The 17,576-nt window shown below is 65.2% G+C and carries 23 protein-coding genes; 9 read left to right on the top strand and 14 right to left on the bottom strand.

The window, feature by feature from the left end:
• Positions 1-7 precede the first annotated feature (7 nt).
• Positions 8-622 carry a GntR family transcriptional regulator gene (locus XH79_RS35585; RefSeq protein ID WP_271584690.1) on the bottom strand — a complete coding sequence of 205 codons (615 nt, stop codon included), beginning with the start codon at positions 620-622 and terminating at the stop codon, positions 8-10.
• A 24-nt stretch (positions 623-646) separates the two neighbouring features.
• On the opposite strand from XH79_RS35585, the gene XH79_RS35580 reads away from it, so the two are divergent.
• From XH79_RS35580 to XH79_RS35565, 4 genes are read left to right on the top strand one after another with little or no spacing between them, the layout of a single operon-like run.
• The gene (locus XH79_RS35580) at positions 647-955 is read left to right on the top strand and encodes a hypothetical protein (RefSeq protein ID WP_271584689.1); all 309 of its coding nucleotides are present in this window, start codon (positions 647-649) and stop codon (positions 953-955) included.
• Positions 952-2,151, top strand: coding sequence for a mandelate racemase/muconate lactonizing enzyme family protein (locus XH79_RS35575; RefSeq protein ID WP_271584688.1), 1,200 nt, complete (start codon positions 952-954; stop codon positions 2,149-2,151). Before XH79_RS35580 ends, XH79_RS35575 begins: the two co-directional genes overlap by 4 nt.
• Positions 2,152-2,163: 12 nt before the next feature.
• Positions 2,164-2,931, top strand: a complete 768-nt coding sequence (locus XH79_RS35570) for a glucose 1-dehydrogenase (protein WP_063682865.1) — start codon at positions 2,164-2,166, stop codon at positions 2,929-2,931.
• Between the two features lie 26 nt (positions 2,932-2,957).
• Complete coding sequence (locus tag XH79_RS35565) at positions 2,958-3,989, top strand: L-idonate 5-dehydrogenase (RefSeq protein WP_271584687.1); 1,032 nt, start codon at positions 2,958-2,960, stop codon at positions 3,987-3,989.
• Here XH79_RS35565 and XH79_RS35560 read toward each other — a convergent pair.
• Positions 3,986-4,852: a DUF3280 domain-containing protein gene (locus XH79_RS35560; protein WP_212345752.1), complete on the bottom strand. Its 867-nt coding sequence runs from the start codon at positions 4,850-4,852 to the stop codon at positions 3,986-3,988. The two genes, XH79_RS35565 and XH79_RS35560, sit on opposite strands and share 4 nt — an antisense overlap.
• Positions 4,853-5,041: 189 nt before the next feature.
• On the opposite strand from XH79_RS35560, the gene XH79_RS35555 reads away from it, so the two are divergent.
• Together XH79_RS35555 and XH79_RS35550 are read left to right on the top strand one after the other, a co-directional pair.
• Positions 5,042-6,427 carry a sensor histidine kinase gene (locus XH79_RS35555; RefSeq protein ID WP_212345754.1) on the top strand — a complete coding sequence of 462 codons (1,386 nt, stop codon included), beginning with the start codon at positions 5,042-5,044 and terminating at the stop codon, positions 6,425-6,427.
• On the top strand, positions 6,424-7,086 hold the full coding sequence (locus tag XH79_RS35550) for a response regulator (protein ID WP_183245131.1): 663 nt from the start codon (positions 6,424-6,426) through the stop codon (positions 7,084-7,086). The genes XH79_RS35555 and XH79_RS35550 overlap by 4 nt, the downstream gene beginning before the upstream one ends.
• 4 nt (positions 7,087-7,090) lie before the next feature.
• On the opposite strand, the gene XH79_RS35545 is transcribed toward XH79_RS35550, so the two are convergent.
• The 3 genes from XH79_RS35545 to XH79_RS35535 all read right to left on the bottom strand — a co-directional run bounded on the left by XH79_RS35545 (position 7,091) and on the right by XH79_RS35535 (position 9,014).
• Positions 7,091-7,933, bottom strand: a complete 843-nt coding sequence (locus tag XH79_RS35545) for a hypothetical protein (RefSeq protein WP_212345756.1) — start codon at positions 7,931-7,933, stop codon at positions 7,091-7,093.
• Between the two features lie 206 nt (positions 7,934-8,139).
• Entirely contained in the window at positions 8,140-8,631 is a 492-nt protein-coding gene (locus XH79_RS35540; protein WP_212345758.1) for an SRPBCC family protein, read from the bottom strand.
• A complete protein-coding gene (locus XH79_RS35535) occupies positions 8,628-9,014 on the bottom strand; it encodes an ArsR/SmtB family transcription factor (RefSeq protein ID WP_212345759.1) in 387 nt (128 codons plus the stop codon). Before XH79_RS35535 ends, XH79_RS35540 begins: the two co-directional genes overlap by 4 nt.
• A 284-nt stretch (positions 9,015-9,298) precedes the next feature.
• Here XH79_RS35535 and XH79_RS35530 point away from each other — a divergent pair, with 284 nt between their 5' ends.
• The gene (locus tag XH79_RS35530; RefSeq protein WP_271584686.1) at positions 9,299-10,360 is read left to right on the top strand and encodes a serine hydrolase; all 1,062 of its coding nucleotides are present in this window, start codon (positions 9,299-9,301) and stop codon (positions 10,358-10,360) included.
• A gap of 66 nt (positions 10,361-10,426) precedes the next feature.
• Here the strand turns inward: XH79_RS35530 and XH79_RS35525 are convergent, their stop codons facing one another.
• Positions 10,427-11,260: an outer membrane protein gene (locus XH79_RS35525; protein WP_212345765.1), complete on the bottom strand. Its 834-nt coding sequence runs from the start codon at positions 11,258-11,260 to the stop codon at positions 10,427-10,429.
• A 264-nt stretch (positions 11,261-11,524) separates the two neighbouring features.
• A complete protein-coding gene (locus XH79_RS35520; RefSeq protein WP_271584685.1) occupies positions 11,525-12,229 on the bottom strand; it encodes an SDR family oxidoreductase in 705 nt (234 codons plus the stop codon).
• A 102-nt stretch (positions 12,230-12,331) separates the two neighbouring features.
• Here XH79_RS35520 and XH79_RS35515 point away from each other — a divergent pair, with 102 nt between their 5' ends.
• Positions 12,332-13,171 (top strand): GNAT family N-acetyltransferase, encoded by an 840-nt coding sequence (locus XH79_RS35515; protein ID WP_271584684.1) that lies wholly within the window; start codon positions 12,332-12,334, stop codon positions 13,169-13,171.
• Positions 13,172-13,177: 6 nt separating this feature from the next.
• On the opposite strand, the gene XH79_RS35510 is transcribed toward XH79_RS35515, so the two are convergent.
• Positions 13,178-13,642, bottom strand: coding sequence for a hypothetical protein (locus XH79_RS35510; protein ID WP_271584683.1), 465 nt, complete (start codon positions 13,640-13,642; stop codon positions 13,178-13,180).
• 278 nt (positions 13,643-13,920) lie between these two features.
• Between XH79_RS35510 and XH79_RS35505 the strand changes: the two genes are divergently transcribed.
• Positions 13,921-14,205: a hypothetical protein gene (locus XH79_RS35505; protein WP_271584682.1), complete on the top strand. Its 285-nt coding sequence runs from the start codon at positions 13,921-13,923 to the stop codon at positions 14,203-14,205.
• Positions 14,206-14,260: 55 nt separating this feature from the next.
• On the opposite strand, the gene XH79_RS35500 is transcribed toward XH79_RS35505, so the two are convergent.
• The 6 genes from XH79_RS35500 to XH79_RS35475 form a co-directional block, all read right to left on the bottom strand.
• A complete protein-coding gene (locus tag XH79_RS35500) occupies positions 14,261-14,545 on the bottom strand; it encodes a hypothetical protein (protein WP_212345780.1) in 285 nt (94 codons plus the stop codon).
• A gap of 12 nt (positions 14,546-14,557) precedes the next feature.
• Complete coding sequence (locus tag XH79_RS35495; RefSeq protein ID WP_271584681.1) at positions 14,558-15,022, bottom strand: curlin; 465 nt, start codon at positions 15,020-15,022, stop codon at positions 14,558-14,560.
• A 42-nt stretch (positions 15,023-15,064) separates the two neighbouring features.
• Entirely contained in the window at positions 15,065-15,475 is a 411-nt protein-coding gene (locus tag XH79_RS35490) for a curlin (RefSeq protein ID WP_212345784.1), read from the bottom strand.
• 26 nt (positions 15,476-15,501) lie between these two features.
• Complete coding sequence (locus tag XH79_RS35485; RefSeq protein ID WP_212345786.1) at positions 15,502-15,894, bottom strand: curlin; 393 nt, start codon at positions 15,892-15,894, stop codon at positions 15,502-15,504.
• 65 nt (positions 15,895-15,959) lie between these two features.
• Complete coding sequence (locus XH79_RS35480) at positions 15,960-16,361, bottom strand: curlin subunit CsgB (RefSeq protein ID WP_212345788.1); 402 nt, start codon at positions 16,359-16,361, stop codon at positions 15,960-15,962.
• Between the two features lie 177 nt (positions 16,362-16,538).
• The gene (locus XH79_RS35475) at positions 16,539-17,186 is read right to left on the bottom strand and encodes a response regulator transcription factor (RefSeq protein WP_271584680.1); all 648 of its coding nucleotides are present in this window, start codon (positions 17,184-17,186) and stop codon (positions 16,539-16,541) included.
• Between the last annotated feature and the right edge of the window lie 390 nt (positions 17,187-17,576).

Below are 17,576 nucleotides of genomic sequence, written 5' to 3'. Positions count from 1 at the left end.
AAGCTTTCTACGCGCCGAGCAGCGGCTCGATGCTGCAATCGAGCAGGCGCGGATCAATCCCCGCCTCCATGCCCGTGAACATCTCGCCCATGTAGTCGATCAGCGCATCGCTGGCTTTTACGGCCTCCTCGACGCGGCGGCTGGCGACTGCACTGAGAATGGCGAGATGATGATCGATCGTGCCCGACAGATCGGCCTGCCCCGGCATGAAGCGGTGGTGGATGTAGCCGATGCGGCGATACAGCGTGTGCAGCGGCCGCAGCGTATGCACCAGGAACGGCTCGCCGGCGGCTTCCAGCACCAGTGCATCGATGCGGCGATCAATGCTGTTGAATTCGTCGAGGGTCAGGCTGGAGCGACGTTCGCGCAGCAAACGCTCGATGTGCAGAGCCTGATTGCGGTGGGAAAGGCTGGCGCGATCCGCCGCGAGGCGAATGACAAAACGCTCCATGTCGCGGCGCAGGCCCAGCAGCATGCGCTCGCGCGCGAGATCGATCGGCGCGATATGCAGGCCGTGACGCGGGCGGATGATGATGAGCGTATCGGCGGAGAGACGATTGACGGCGTGATGCACTGGCGTGCGCCCGAAGCCGGTGATCTGCTGCAATTCCAGCATCGTCATGAATTGTCCGGGCTTGAGCTCGCAATGAACGAGCAGTTCCTCGATCCTCTGATAGGCCAGCTCGAAGAAGTTGAGACGGTTGCGGCGGGAGGGCCTACCCTCGCCGTCATCGTGTCTCACCACCTCGAGCGCGCGCTTGCGCCGTGCCATGTCGTCCTCTCCCGTCAGCCCGCGCTCTCGTTTGCAGGGTGGCGCCTTGTTTGTGGCACCCTTAAAACATGTTGTGATATATTACAAGCAGGCGTAAGACTCCCGCACGACCTGCAGCATGCTGCAATGCAAAATGAGACGTCGGGCGCGAAGCGCCTTTCGATGGGAGGAGAGTTGCTGTGAAGATCACGTCGATCGAGACGCTGCGTACCGAGGAATTTTCCAACGTCATCTGGGTGCGTATCCACACCGACACTGGTCTGATCGGTCTCGGCGAGACCTTCTATGGCGCGGGCGCGGTCGAGGCGCAGATCCACGACACCTTTGCCGGCCGCCTGCTCGGCCGCAATCCGCTGCACATCGAGGCGATCCATCGCGACATGCTGAACCTGCCGATGGCGCAGTCCTCAACCGGCGTCGAATATCGCGCGGCCTCCGCGATCGACATCGCGCTGTGGGACCTGTTCGGCAAGGTCTGCAATCAGCCGGTGCACCAGATGCTCGGCGGCCTCTGCCGCGACAAGCAGCGCATCTACAACACCTGCGCCGGCACGCAATATGTCCGCTCGACCAATATCAGCCCGGTCGCGAACTGGAATCTCGGCGCGTCCAAAGGTCCCTACGAAGATCTCGACGGCTTCATGAACCACGCCGATGCGCTGGCCGAAAGCCTGCTCGAAAGCGGCATCTCGGCCATGAAGATCTGGCCGTTCGATCCGGCGGCGCAGGAAAACAAGGGCCTCTACATCACCGCCGCGCAGATGAAGAAGGCGATCGAGCCGTTCGAGAATATCCGCAAGGCCGTCGGCGACAAGATGGAGATCATGGTCGAGCTCCATTCGCTGTGGAACCTGCCGACCGCCAAGCAGATCGCCCGCGCGCTCGAGCCCTACAAGCCGACCTGGTACGAAGACCCGATCCGGATGAACTCGCCGCAGGCGCTGGCCGAATATGCCCGCTCCACCGACGTCTGGGTCTGCGCCAGCGAGACGCTGGGCTCGCGCTTCCCCTACAAGGACATGCTCGACCGCGACGCCATGCATGTGGTGATGGCGGACCTGTGCTGGACCGGCGGCCTCACCGAGGGCCGCAAGATCGCAGCAATGGCCGAGACCTATCACCGGCCTTTTGCTCCTCATGACTGTATTGGCCCGATCGGCTTCATCGCGGCCATCCACATGTCGTTCAGCCAGCCCAACACCTTGATCCAGGAATCCGTGCGCGCCTTCTACAAGGGCTGGTACAATGAGCTCGTCACCACGATGCCCGTGATCAAGGACGGCTATGTCTTCCCGATGGAAGGCCCCGGCCTTGGCGTCGACCTTCTGCCTGCTGTCTTCGAGCGCACCGATCTCACCGTGCGCCGCTCCAACATCTGAGGAATTCTTGAGATGAGCACCTCCCTCTTCGATCTCTCCGGCCGCACCGCGCTCGTGACCGGCTCCTCCCGCGGCCTCGGCCGCGCCATCGCCGAGGGCATGGCCAAGGCCGGCGCCAAAATCATCATCAACGGCGTCGATCCCAAGCGCGTCGAGCAGGCCGTCGCCGAGTTCCGCGCCGCCGGCCATCAGGCCGAGGGTGCTGCGTTCAACGTCACCGACGAGCCCGCGATCGTTGCCGCCTTCGAGCGTTTCGACCGCGAAGGCCTCGCGGTCGACATCCTCGTCAACAATGCCGGCATCCAGCACCGCAAGCCGCTGGCGGAGTTCACTACCGACGAATGGCGCAAGGTGATCGAGACCGATCTCACCAGCGCCTTCGTGATCGGCCGCGAGGCCGGCAAGCGCATGATCCCGCGCAAGCGAGGCAAGATCATCAATATCGGCTCGCTCGGCAGCGAGCTCGCGCGCCCCACCATCGCGCCCTACACCGCCGCCAAGGGCGGCATCAAGAACCTGACCCGCTCGATGGCGGTGGAATGGGCCCAGCACGGCATCCAGGCCAATGCGATCGGCCCCGGCTACATGCTGACCGACATGAACGAGGCGCTGGTCAACAACCCCGATTTCAACAACTGGCTGATGGGCCGCATTCCCTCCAAGCGCTGGGGCAAGCCGGACGAGCTGGTCGGCGCGGCGATCTTCCTCGCCTCCGATGCGTCCACCTATGTCAACGGCCAGATCATCTATGTCGATGGCGGCATGATCGCCGCGATGTGACCGCCAAGACAACGAAGGAGCAAGCCATGCGCGCCGTCGTCATTCACGCCCCAAAGGATTTGCGGATCGACAGCTACCCCGATCCGGCGCCCGGCCCTGGCGAGGTCCGCGTCAAGATCGCCAATGGCGGCATCTGCGGCTCCGATCTGCACTACTATCATCATGGCGGCTTCGGCGTCGTGAGGATCCAGCAGCCGATGGCGCTAGGGCACGAGATCGCCGGCGTCGTCGCCGCAGTCGGTGACGGCGTGACCAGCGTGAAGGCCGGCACCCGCGTTGCGGTCAATCCGAGCAAGCCGTGCGGGGCGTGCCTGCATTGCCAGGAGGGCATGCGCAACCAGTGCCTCGACATGCGCTTCCTCGGCAGCGCGATGCGCTTTCCCCATGTGCAGGGCGGCTTTCGCGAATTCATCACGGTCGATGCGACGCAGGCCGTGCCGATCGCGGACAAGCTCTCGCTGGCGGAAGCTGCGGTCGCCGAACCGCTGGCGGTTTGCCTGCATGCCGGCAAGCAGGCCGGCCCCCTGCTCGGCAAGCGCGTGCTGATCACCGGCTGCGGCCCGATCGGCGCGCTGATGATTTTGGTCTCGCGCTTTGGCGGTGCGTCCGAGATCGTTGTCACCGATGTCGCCGATGCGCCGCTCGCGGTTGCCAAAAAGCTCGGCGCCACGCATGCCATCAACGTCGCGACCAATGCCACCGCGCTCGATCCCTGGCGCGCCGGCAAGGGCGTGTTCGACACGCTGTTCGAGGCCTCCGGCAACCAGGCAGCGCTACGCACCGCGCTCGACGTGCTCAGGCCCGGTGCGACACTGGTGCAGCTCGGCCTCGGCGGCGAGATGACGCTGCCGATCAATTCCATCGTCGCCAAGGAATTGCAGCTGCGCGGCACCTTCCGCTTCGATCCCGAGTTCGAGCTGGCGGTGCGGCTGATGGGCGAAGGCCTGATCGACGTCAAGCCGCTGATCACGGCGACCATGCCGTTCGAGAACGCGGTCGCCGCCTTCGAGCTCGCCAGCGACCGTTCGCAGTCGATGAAGGTGCAGCTGACCTTCTAGGGTTTTGCCTGGCTCTCGATCAGCCGGTCGCTGACCAGGCGGACCGCACCCCGCTTCCACGAATAGTCTGCGCCCATGCGCAGGCCGCTGTCGCCGCGCGCCAGCACCGCACCGGTGTTGGCATCGCGGAGCTGGAAGCCCAGCGTGTATTCGGTGCGGCTGACCCGCCGCACCACACCGATCAGCGACTGGTCCGCACCGAGCTTTTGCGCGATCGCGGCCTCGCAGCCGCCACAGTCGCGCAAGGCCTGCACCTTCCCCGCCTCGCCGCTGACATCGACGACGCGATAGCGGCCGGACTGGCCGAGCGCCTCGCGCACACCGGCGGTGACTTCGGCCAGATATGACGCATCCGACGTGGCCGACGCGCCCGCTGACGCGGCAGTGGTGTCCTCGAGCTCGAAATCGAACACCGCCAGCGCGACTGGCGCGGGCGTAGCGAGCGCGGCCATCACTTCGCGGGAGACGAAGATCTCGGCGCGCTCCCAGGATTCATCATTGTCGCCGCGGAAGGTGTAGAGCTTGTCCATCACGAGCTTCTTGGCGCCAACGTCGATCACGGCGACCTTGGCCCATTGCACCAGCGTGCTGGTCTTCTGGATGCCGCCGATGACCTTGAACGCTGCTCCGTCCTGGGCCGATGGCGTGAGCCGGTAGCGACCATCCGCGCTGACATCCCGCCGGAGCGCAGCCATGAACGCCGACAGCCGCCGCTCGTGGGCTGCGGTCTGGTTGGCCGGCTCGGCCGACGTGTCGGTATAGCTGAAATCGTCCATGGCAACGCCGATGGCCTCGGCACCGGCCGGCGCATGAGAGAGGACGAACAGGAGAATGGCAGCGAGAATCAACCGGGAGCGGTGCATGAATGCCTCGTGGGATGGAACGGCGCGTAAATCTTGACGGGGGAGCCTGAGACCACGCAGCCGTGACTGTCCCGACCAACGCCGGGAAAATTTCACGACGTTGCACTGCGGCACGGCGGGAACGCTTCCCGCCGCCTGCGTTCTGCCGTTTAATGCGCAAGCGACAAACCCGTTCGCATCAGGTGCCCGATGTGGAACCGTCCGAGATTCGATCTCAAGGTCCGTCTGACGTTGCACGTGGCCGCCATATCGGCCGCCTGCTTCGCCGCGATCTCCGCCTATTTCCTTGTCACGGCTGACCGCGCCGCGCATGCGCGCAGCGACAGCATCGCCGCCATCGTGGCGAAATCACTGGAGCTGCAGCAAGGCAAGGTCCAGTGGGTGGCGAACCCGCGCTCCGACTTTCCTAACCTTGATCCGGTTTCCGCCTACGTCATGACGCCCGGCCTGTGCCTGGGCTTCCGTGGCCCCGGCGGCGACATGCAACAGCGCTTCTGCAGCGGCGCGCCGGCCCCGGCCAAACCGCCGCCGCAGGTCTTCGCCGCCTTCTACCGCAGCCTGTTCGACCCCGGCCGCGAGGCGGCGCGGCCCGTGATCGTGCGCGGCACCAAGCTCGGCGAGACCGTGGTGTCGGTCGATCCGGCGGTGCAGACGGCGGAGGCCTGGCACGAGGCCGGCCGCTTGATGCTCGCGCTCGCGATCGCATTGCCGCTGCTCTGCGTGCTGGTCTACGCGGCACTGGCGCGCGCACTGCGCCCGACCCGCATGATCCGGACCGGTCTCGAACGCATCGCCGCCGGCGACCTCACGACACGACTGCCGCCCTTCGACCTCGCCGAGCTCTCCGCCATCCGCGACGTCTTCAACCATCTCGCTGAAAGCCTCGACACCGCGCTTGCCGAGCGCAGCGAGCTGACGCGAAAGCTGATCGCGCTCCAGGACGAGGAGCGCCGCCATCTCGCCCGCGAGCTGCATGACGAGTTCGGCCAGTCGCTGGCCGCCATCCGCGCGCTGGCATCGTCGGCCCGCCAAACCGCCGCGCAGGACTGCCCGGCCCTGCTGTCCGAATGCGACGGCATTTCGCGGACCGCAACCGGCATGATGGAGACGCTGCGCGGTGCACTGTTCCGGCTGCGGCCGCCCGATGTCGAGGAGCTCGGGCTCGTCGCCAGCCTCGAAGGGCTCGTCGCCGGCTGGAACGGACGCAGCCGCGGCCAGACGCGATTTTCGATCCGTTTCGACGGCGCATTCGAGACCCTGCCGGCCGCGGTCAGCGCCAACCTCTACCGCATCGTGCAGGAGGCCCTCACCAACGCCGCCAAGCACGCCGGCGCCACCAGGGTGAGCCTGGAATTGACGATGCGACCCGATGAGATCGCGCTTGCGATCGACGATGACGGACGGTCGAACGAGCCCGCCGCGAAATCGGGCATGGGCCTGCTCGGCATGCGCGAGCGCGTCGCCGCGCTGCGCGGCCGGCTGAGTTTTGAAGCCGGGCCGAACGGCGGCACTGCGCTGCGCGTCGTCATTCCGCTCGAAGCCGCCGATCGGCAGCTATTGGATCACGCGGCATGAGTGCGGGCGATGCGACCATCCTGCTGGTCGACGACCATTCCGTCGTCCGCGAGGGCTATCGCTCGGTGCTCGAGAAGCAGCCGGGCCTGCGTGTCGTCGCAGAAGCCTCTGACGGCGCGGAGGCCTACCGGCTGTACAAATCCGAGGCGCCCGATCTCGTCATCATGGACCTGAGCATGCCCGGCATCGGCGGCATCGAGGCCGTCAGACGCATCCGGCAACGGGACAAGGGTGCAAAGATCCTCGTCTTCACCATGCATCAGAATGCCGGCTTCGCCGTGCAGGCGATCCGCGCCGGCGCCAGGGGCTATGTCACCAAGACCAGCCCGCCCGAGACGCTGGTGCGCGCGGTGATGGACGTGCTCGCCGGCAGGATCGCGATCAGTCCCGACATCGACCACGAGCTTGCCCTGAGCCGGCTCGCCGGCGAGAGCTCGGCGGCCGACGTGCTGACGCCGCGCGAGTTCGAGGTGCTGCGGCTGCTGCTCGCCGAGAGGACGACCGACGAGATCGCGGAGACGCTGCATGTCAGCCCGAAGACGGTGGCGAACCTGCATTCCCTGATCAAGGACAAGCTCGGCGTCGGCTCCGACATCGAGCTGGTCCGCCTGGCGCTGCGCCAGGGACTTTTGACGCAAGTCGATCTCGGCGAAGCGTGATCGCTCAGGCGAGATACCGCGTCAGATAGCCTTCCATCGCGTAGAGCGCGCAGAGCGCAAGGCTCGACCAGACGGCTGCACTGAAATACAGGAACATCCAGGTCAGCTCGCCCTTCCAGTGCGCGATGTCGTGGGTCACCACCCATCGCGTCGAGACGTCATGCAGGCCTTCGAGGAAGCCGAGGAACTTGTTGCCCTCGGCGTGCCCTGCCCGCCAGCGGCTGAGATACATCGGCACGTCGACGGTGACGAGGAAGGCGAGGAAGCAGGCGATCCCGACGATGCCTGACATCAGCGCCCAGCGCACCACGCCCTGGAATTCCGGCATCAGCCGGCATAGCGCGATGCCCGCGAGGAAGAAGGTCACCGCCCACAGCGAGTTCTCGATGGCGTTGTAGAGGAAGTTCGTGGTCACCACCGCGTACCAGGAGAAGCACTCCGCGATGATGATGATGGGCACGATCACGAGCGCGATGTTCACCGCGGTTTCCGCGCCGGTCATGTGACCCAGCTGATGCAGGATGATCGCCCATTGCGCGACGAAGCAGAGCTCGGCCACGGTCGCAACGGTGCGGCCGACGACGACGCTCGACAGCCAGGTGTCGAACAGGCAGATGCGTTGCACGTCGGCGCGCGGCAGCACCGAACGAAAGGCGCAGCCGAACACGTAGCCGGCGCAGAGCAGGAACATCAGTCCGATGTCGGAGCCGCCGCCGATACTACCCGCAACCGTCGGGTAGAACTCCCGGTACAGCATGAACCAGACGAAAATGTTGGCAGTACTGACGAGCGTCAGCGACCCCCACCACCACGCGAGGGGATTTGACCGCGCCTGCCACTGCAACATGATGAATCGCTCCGCTTTAAATCGACGTGACATCTAGCGGTAGCAATTCTGTCATAATTCAGTAGCGCGACGCGATAGAAATCGATGTCATGATACTGTCATAATAGCGCTGCGCGCTGTCATAATCGCGAAAGCGGCCGCGCTCCCTCCGTTTCAAATTGATTCCAGGGACACCTATCCGGAGCCCCTGGGATCATGAGGGGGACTTATCTCTTCATCCCACCCACATACGCCGCCAGCTTGTCCAGCGTCTGGTAGCCGTATTCGACCGCGCCGAAGCCGATCATGCCGTCGCGCTGCTCGGTGCTCGAAGCCAGTTGCCGCATCATCAGCACCGTCTTGCCGTTGCTCTGCTCGGCAAAGGTGACGGTGAAGCGGAACATGCCGGGATCGTCGTCCTGGTCGACACCGTGGTCCATCTCCATCAGCGACGGCCGCTCGATACGGCGGAAGCGCATCCGGTTCGGATAGACGGTGCCGTCGGGACCGATCATGTTGAAGCGCCAGACGCCGCCGACGCGGACGTCGATCTCGAAGGTCTCGACCTTGAAGCCCTTCGGCCCGAACCATTGCGGCAGATGCTTCGGGTCGGACCACGCCTCGAACACCAGATCGCGCGGCGCGTCGATCACGCGCGACATCACGATCTCGCGGTCGAGCGACCATTGCGACAGGGCGGGATTGGCAGAATTCGTCATGACTCGGCACCTTTCTTTTTCATTGTCCGCGACGGCTGCTTGGCGGCCGCCCTCTCCTTCTTCAGCTTCATCACATAGGCCTCGAACCGGTCGAGCCGCGCCTCCCAGATCGCGCGCTGCTGCTGGAACCAGTCTTCCGCGCCGACAAGTGCGTCCGGGCTAAGCCGGCAGGTGCGCACCCGGCCGGATTTCTCGGATTGGACCAGCCCGCTCGTCTCCAGCACGTGGATATGTTTCATGAAGCTCGGCAGCGCCATGTCGAAGGGATCCGCGAGCTCGCCGACCGAAGCCTCGCCGGCGCACAGCCGCATCACGATCGCCCGCCGCGTGGGATCGGCAAGGGCCGCGAAGACCTGGTCGAGTCGGTTCAATTGGTTAGCCATGAAGCTAACTATAAGACCTTGAGCGATGGGTGTCAACAATTGTTAGCTGATCGGCTAAGTTACACCTCGTGCCCTCGATGCGGAACCCACAACGCGCAATCGTGAATTGGGACCTTGCGCCCTCCCCGCTAGAACAGAGTCGGGGGCGCACAAGCATCAATCATCAAGAGCACGTGCCGCCTATTGTCATCTCATCTTCGATCACCCGGCGAACGCTCGCCCGGGCTGCGCTCGTTCCTCTTGCGATCGCGCTTCGCCCGCGGCAGGCATCCGCGGATTCCGACATGATCGCGCAGATGCGCGACATCGTCGCCGCCGAGCTGGCGCCGACCGCAACGCCAGATCATCCGGGCGGCCTCGCCGCCGCGCTCTATGCCGGCCGCCATGTCGAGTTCTTCATCTATGGCTTTGCCGACGACGCCACACGACGGCCGGTGACGCCGGACACGATGTTCAACCTCGCCTCGCTGCGCAAGCCGTTCGAGGCGACGCTGGTCGCGCTCAGGACGCTTCGCGGCGAGCTGCGGCTCGACGACCGCCTGCAAAAATACCTTCCCGAGCTCGATGGCGACTATATCCGCCGCGTCACTGTCGGCGAGCTCGTCACCCACACCTCGGGGCTGCTGCTGCCGACCGATCATCCGCCCTGGCCGAGCGAGCAGTTCACACGGGCGCAGTTCATCGAGATGCTCAACGCCTGGAAACCGCAGGCTGGCGAACAGCCCGGCAAGCAACGCATCTACAGCCATGCCGGCTACGTGCTGCTCCAGCTCGTGCTCGAAAATTGCTACCGCACGCCGATCGCAACGCTATTCGAGCAGCGCATCCTCAAACCGCTCGGCATGACCGCCACCTTCGTGCCCGAGCGTGGCGAGGACAACCGCGCCGTCATGGAGGCGGCCTGGATGCAGCGCGTGGTCCAGGGCTATTCGGATCAGGGCATAGCGATTGGCCCGATCGGCAACCAGCAGAGCTATTTTGACCTTCCCGGCACCGGCCAGATGTTCTCGTCTGCGCGGGATCTTTCGACCTTCGTTGCGGCCTGTCTCGACGGCCACTCGGTCGATCCGCATTTGCGCGAGGCGCTGCGGATGACGCAGCGCGAGTCATTCCGCGTCGACGAGAAGTTCGGGCAAGGCATGGCCTGGGAGACCGTGCGCCTGCCCGGCGTCACCGTCGTCGACAAGCCGGGCGGCCTCAACAACGCCTCCGGCTATCTCGGCCTCGTGCCGGCGCGGCGGATCGGCATCGTGCTGCTCGCCAATCGCGGCGAATATCCGCACGAGATCGCGCGCTACAAGATCCTGCCCGCGCTGGCGCATCTGGTCGCATCGCACGGCGGCTGAGCTCAAAAGCAGAAAGCCCCGGCTCGGCCGGGGCTTTCCACACCAGATCCGCAAGCGGGATGGAGCTCAGTACCTGGCGACGACGGGTCCGCCGAACTTGTAGTTCACGCCGACGCGCACGATGTCCGACTTGATGTCGACTGAGTGGGTGTAGACGTTGCTCGGGAATGCGATGGCCGGCACGAAGGCCGCAAGGTTCGTGCTGGTCGTGCTGGCCCGGCCGAGATCGACATGGAGATATTCGGCCTTGAGCGACCAGCCGCCGCCGAACGCATATTCGGTGCCGACGCCTGCGGTCCAGCCGACGCGCGTATCGCGGACCGCCGCAGATTCCGTCGCGCCCGCGAAGGTGTCCGTGAAGTTGAAATTGCCCTTCACCTCGGCGATGGCCGCACCGCCCGTGGCATAGAGCAGCCAGGTCGGAGCCGCGAGGAAGCCGATACGGCCGCGGATGGTCGCGAGCCAGTCGGCCGAGACGGACGACGACACCGTAAAGCCGGTCGGCGCGCAGCAGGGATAGAGCGCCGAGCCGCTCGCACTGCCCTTGAAGCCGAAATAGTTGATGTCGCCCTCGAGGCCGAGCACGGCGTGGTTGATCTGCCAGTTGTAGCCAGCGGTGAAGCCGCCGGTGACGCTGGAGCTGTTGACGCTTTGGGCGCCGACCGTGTTGATCGCGGGGACGCTGGTGGTGGCGAAATAGCCGGTCGGCGAGAATACGGTCGAGGTGGTGGGATCGGCGCTGCCCCACTGCCCGCCGACGGTGCCGCCGACATAGAAGCCGGTCCAGTCGTAGCCCTGCGCCATCACCGGCGCTTTGGTGTAGCGCGCCGCGAGATCGGCGGCCTGCACGGAGGCGGTGCCGAGCACAAGCGATGCGACCGCCAGCAAAATCTTCTTCATTCCAGTCTCCTTGCCCACGCGACAAGCTCGCGTTTCGAATGCGCGCGGGCGGAAGGCATCCGGCGCAGGTCGGGAATAGGCGGAACACCGCCCGCGCGTCTCGGCCTGTTGCGCAGTTCGTAGGGACTGTGACGCAATCAGTGACTTATCGCGCAAGTCGCGTGACGAGTGTGACCTGAGCGCCACGCATCGCGCCTGCCGCAGTGACGCGCGATGCAAATCGTCGGCGCGCCACGACAAGTGCGAGCGAATCCGCGCGCGGCCTCAGACCGAGCGCGTCAGTCCGCCATCGACGCGGATGTTCTGGCCGGTGATGTAGGCCGCGCCGTCGGATGCCAGGAACGAGATCGTCGCGGCGATCTCCTCGACCTTGCCGTAGCGCTGCATCGGCACGCTGTCGCGGCGCGCGTCCTGCTGCGGCAGGCTGTCGATCCACCCCGGCAGCACGTTGTTCATGCGGATGTTGTCGGCCGCATGGGCGTCGGTGAAGATCTTCGTGAAGGCGGCAAGGCCTGCGCGGAACACCGCGGAGGTCGGAAACATCGCGCTCGGCTCGAATGCCCATGCGGTCGAGATGTTGACGATGGCGCCGGCCTTCTGCGCCTGCATCACCGGCGTCACCAGCCGGGTTGGACGGATCACATTGAGCAGATAGGTGTCGAGGCCGGTGTGCCACTGCTCGTCGGTGATCTCCGTGATCGGCGCGCGCGGCCCGTGCCCCGCGCTGTTGACGAGCACGTCGATGCGGCCCCATTTGGCCAGCGCCCCGTCGACGAGACGCTTCAGATCGTCATTCGACTTGTTGGAGCCGGTGACGCCGAGGCCGCCGAGCTCGGCCGCCAGCGCCTCGCCCTTGCCGGAGGACGACAGGATCGCGACGCGGAAGCCGTCCGCCGCCAGACGCCGCGCAGCGCCCGCTCCCATGCCGCTGCCGCCGGCGGTGACGAGTGCGACCTTCTCTGCTGCCATGACCGTTCATCCCTTGAGTTGAGGCGAGCCGCCGGCCCGGCCTATCATGAGGCCTTCTACCGCCGGACCTGCCGGCTGGTCCACCGTCCGAAGGCATCCGTCATGAGCGAATTGCAGATCCGCAACCTGCGCCCGGAGGAGATTTCCCTCGCCATCGACTGGGCCGCCGCCGAAGGCTGGAATCCGGGCCTGTCGGATGCCGCCTGCTTCGCGGTTCCCGACGCGCAAGGCTTCCTCGTCGGCGAGATCGGCGGCGAGCCGGTCGCGACCGTCTCCTGCGTCAATTACGATGACCGTTTTGCCTTCCTCGGCTTCTACATCGTACGCGCCGACCTTCGCGGCACAGGCCACGGCCTGCGGATCTGGAACGCGGCGATCGCGCATGCAGGCCGCCGCGTGATCGGCCTCGACGGCGTCGTGGCCCAGCAGGACAACTACAAGAAGTCCGGCTTCCAGCTTGCTTACGCCAACATCCGCTATGGCGGCATCGTCGCCGCGCCGAAGCCGCCCGCCGGTGTCGTTGCACTCGATACGGTCTCGCTTGCGCTTGTGGAGGCGGACGATGCCACGGTGTTTCCCGCGGCACGCAGCGCCTTCCTGCGCGCCTGGATTGAGACATCAGGCCATGTCGGCCGCGCGCTCATGCGTGACGGCAAGCTCGCCGCATGGGGCGTGATCCGCCCGTGCCGCAGCGGCTGCAAGATCGGCCCGCTCGTCGCCGACGACCGCGCGGCGGCGGACACGATCATGCAGGCCTTGTTGGCGGGTACGGGCGGCGGCGAAATCTTCTTCGATGTCCCCGCCGTCAATGGCGAGGCGATCGCGCTCGCGGAAGGACTCGGCCTCAAGCCGGTGTTCGAGACGGCGCGGATGTACACGGGGCCGATCCCGCCGCTACGGATCGACCGCGTCTTCGGTGTGACCAGCTTCGAGTTAGGCTAGCTCTGCTCAGTAGCAGCGCATGATGTTGACAGTGTGCTCGCCGCCGCCGCGGCCCGGCACCGTCACCTGCTCGGTCGGGCAGCTCGGCACATAGGGCCGGTCGGACGGCACCACGTTGGGCGGAAATCGATGCGCCCAGTCCCAGGGCACGTCATAGGTGTAGGTGTAGCGCACGTCGTTGGAGAGCGGCTGCTGTCCGGCATCGAGGAAGGGCTGACTGTACGTCGCACCGTCGTAGAAGAACCCGCCTCCGCCCGGCCAGTAGACGAAGGAATTGTTGCGGCGGTGGAAGCGCGCCCCAGGCGCGATCGGCGGACGCACAGCAGCCGGCGGCACGGCAGCGCCGGCCACGCCATGCGGCGCGGCACCGCCGGGTCTGGCAAAACTGTCGCTGGGGCTGAGGAGCAGCGCGGCCGCGCTGAGCGAGGCAAATAGCGCCGCAAGGGATCTGCCATGTGATCTGGACATCATGATACGCACCAACTCGTTTGGCTTCGCGATAGCTCCCCACTGCACGCTAGGCCGGGCCGTCGGCCCGCCGCAAACGTATTATTAATTATTGGTTAAGGCACGGGATTAACGGGGAACCCGGTGCGGCAAGACGCCCTCGATTTGCGGCGATTTCAACCGCTCCGTTCCCGGCATGCCATGCATAACGAGTTGATCGGAGTTGATCGCTCCCACCCGATACGTCCGGAACGCGCCCTTGCCGCGGTTGTTGGCCCCGACAGGAAAGCAAGGAGCATCTCATGCAGAACAAGTCAAAACTCCTCTGCCTGATCACGGCATCGCTCGTCGCCGGCACAGCCGCGGCATCGGCGCAGGGCTATGATTGGAGCGGGCCGCGGGCCGGCTGGGACCGCACCGTCCCCGCCTATGAACCCGCTCAACCGCGCGCGTACTACTACCCGGATGCCACCGGGCAATATGGCGCGCTCAACGGCACCAACCATCCGACGCCGAGCTCGACCCAGGGCGATGTCGGTCCCGGCGGAAACAACAACGGTACGCTGACCGGCCGATATCGCTGGTAGCCTCACCGGACAACGAGGCCCGTCGTCCTTGCGAGGGCGGCGGGCCTTTTCTGTGTCAATGCTCCTGCAGCTGCTTGCGCAGCCACTCGAGCATGTCAGGCGAAGCTCCGGTGCCCTGGGTCACGATGGCGGTGTTTCCGCCGCTGCGGCGATAGACCGTCGTGCGTCCGGGCTCCTTCTCGATCCTGACCTCGGCCTGCGCCGGATCGCCGCTTTGCGTAATGACCGAGGTCCCGTTCTCGTCCTGCACCACCGTGGTGTGACCGTCGGCAGCACCGGCCGGCGCCGCCGCGATCACGCTCATGATTCCTATTCCGGATGCGAGTAGCAGCAATCTCATGTCACACCTCCGTCACCGGCCGAACTGGAAGATCGCCAGCCAGTTGAAACGTCCGAACTGCCTCACCGCTCCCGTGTTCATGTCGCCGGTCTGAAGCAGGAGCGTATTGGTGGAATTGCCGATCTGGGTGATGTCGGCGGTGTTGCTGAGGCCGGACTGACCGACCGCCGCGTTGGTGGTGCCGCCGACCTGGATCACATTGGCATAGTTCTGCGTACCGCTCTGGATGATGGTCGCATCCACCGTTCCGGTCCCGCCGAACTGGATCACCCGGGCGATATTGATCCGGCTGTTCTCCTCGATCGTGACGGGCTGAGCGTCGTTGCCGAATTGCACGACCATCTCGACGCTGACGTTCGGGTTCGTCACGCGGCGCAGGACGGATGATGCGGCCGACGCCTGCGTTGACGTAGCGACGGCGGCCAGCAACGCCGCAACCGCCGCAACCCGCTTCAACACGTCCCTGCCATACCGCATCGCGCTTCCCCGCTGCTTCCAACTCCGATCAGCTCGCGCGCTTTACGGATGGGTCTGGACGACGGTCGAACTGTTGACCGCGCCGAATTGCATCACCGCACCCGTGTTCATGGCCCCGAGCTGCGACACCAGGCTGGTCGCCGACTGGCCGGCCTGGCCGACGAAGGCGAGATTGTTCGTCCCGGTCTGCCCGACCGATGCCGAATTCGTCCCGCCGAATTGCAGCACGCCGGTGGCGTTGTTGGTGCCGTTCTGGGTCACTGTCGCGCTGGTGCTGCCGCCGATCATGAACACGCCCGCCATGTTGAGCTGACTGTTCTGGTTCAGCACGACCGGCGGTCCGCCGACCGACACGATGGTCTTGATGTCGGCCGTCTGGGCGCGGGCCGACCCGGCGCCGGCCAGGCACAAAGCGAGCATCACGGCGCCCGCGCTTCGCAATGGATGTTTCATGACGTGCCTCACCACTTCGGAAGTGCTCACGGGGTCTGCTGAAGAATCGTCGAGCCGTTCAGGATTCCGAGCTGCCCGACGCCGGCGGTGTTGTTGGCGCCGATCTGGCCGATCAGGCTCGAATTGGAGCCGCCGACCTGGCCGGCCAGCGCCGTGTTGGACGCTGTCGCGGTGGTGCCGCCCTGCCCGATCACCGAGGTGTTGACGGTCAGCAGCGAGCCCGTCTGCAAGGTCGTCGCCGTATTGGTCGCGCCGAACTGCAACGTCGTGGCGCTGTTGCTGGTGGACCCGCTCTGCGAGATGAAGGAGTTGTTGGTCGTGCCGAACTGCAGCACGCTCGCCGAGTTGCCGGCCTGGGCTTCGACGGCAGTGAGCGCACCGAGCGCCGCGACCGTCGCAACGAGATAGGTGATCCGCATGTCATTTCCTCCAGAATGGCCCGGACGCACCGCAACCGGGTGCGTCCGGCCAAACAGTACGTGGGTCAGTGCGCCGTCTGCGAGACGGAGCTGCCGTTGACGCCGAACACGCTGAGCTGGCCGACGGCCGCGGAGTTGTTCTGGAGCGCGGCAGGCCCGAACGAGTTCTGGGTGATCGCGCTGCCGTTGTTGCCGAACGCCACCTGGCCGGTGGTTGCCGAGTTCTGCACGCCGATCTGGTTGACCGTGCTGGCGTTGTTGAGAGAGGCCGCGCTGGTCCCCTGCATCGTGGTCGCGTTGTTCACGATGCCGAGCTGGCTGGTCGTGGAAGTGTCATTGGTGAGGCCTTGCTGCGAGACGCTCGAACCGTTCACGAGGCCGACCTGCACCGTGGTCGCGGTGTTGGCGGCGTGAGCTGCGGAGGACAGGGCGAGCACGGCAACGGAAGCAAAAAACAATTTACGCATGGAGTATTCCTTTCTGGCCAAGTTGTCTGACTGGGTTCGGATGCCGGTCCTGAATGCGACTGACATCGTGGGAATACTCTGAACCGATCGTGTGCCGCGCGACAGACTGCAGTTCATGCTAGTCGGTACGGACTAGACGTTGCGCTTGTGTCCGCTCGAAAGCCGCACGATGCACAGCTAGCCCGCACCGGCGCGCGGCGCTTCCGCTCCGCGTCCCATGCTGTCGATCAGCCGCACCACCTCGATCGGCGACCGCAGCTCGAGCTTTCGCATCATCCGGGCACGATGGACCTTCGCGGTCACCTCGCTCACGCCGAGCTTTGCTGCGATCTGCTTGGCGACGAGCCCCTCGGCCATCAGCATCATGATCTCGCGCTCGCGACTCGTCAGCATCTCGACGCGCTGCCGGGCCTCGCGGACGGCATCCTCGCGCTCCATCCGCCTGCGATCGCGCTCGATGCCGTGCCTGATCGCGTCGAGCATCTCCTGCTCGCGAAAGGGCTTCGGCAGAAACTCGACCGCGCCGCGCTTCATCGCCTCGACCGAAACACGGACATCGGGGTAACCGCTGATGAAGACGATCGGAATGAACACGCCCATCTCGATGAGCCGGCGCTGCAGCTCGAGACCGGTCGGCGATGTCCCGGGAAAGCGAACGTCGAGCACGAGGCACGACGGCCCTTCGGAGAGCCTCTCGGCAAGGAACTCGTCGGTCGACGCGAACAACTTCACCTGGTGACCGGTCTCCTCACAGAGATTTCCAATCGCATTTCGAATCTGGATTTCGTCGTCAACGACATAAACGGTGGCTTGACCTGAATTCATTGCAACAAACTCCCCGGCTTGGGGCTCGACGGGCGAGCAACGAGCCATCCATTCTTCTTGCAAACGATAACAAGGTGCTTGGATGAATTCGCGGGAATCGGACGATCGGTGTCCGTCCGCCGGTCCGACGTCTTAGGGCCAATGCTCGCCGGAAGCGAGTGAAGGCGTTCACACATCGGCTTCGTGATTGCAGGGATTTCCGCCTGGTCACAGGCGGCATCATGGCGAGACGCATGATCGCTGACGTGACGATCCGGTATCGTGGTCGCAGCCTCGCCAACTGCGTCATGGCATTGCTACCCATGTGCGAGCTTGAACGCCGGCCACCGGCAGCTTCAGCCGGATCATACCGGACGTTCAGTCAGCTTATCGAGTTCGATACCGCGCGCA

Origin of the sequence: Bradyrhizobium sp. CCBAU 45389, assembly GCF_028128625.1 — a bacterium.
GTDB lineage: Bacteria > Pseudomonadota > Alphaproteobacteria > Rhizobiales > Xanthobacteraceae > Bradyrhizobium > Bradyrhizobium liaoningense_B.
This window is presented reverse-complemented; position numbering and strand designations above follow the sequence as displayed.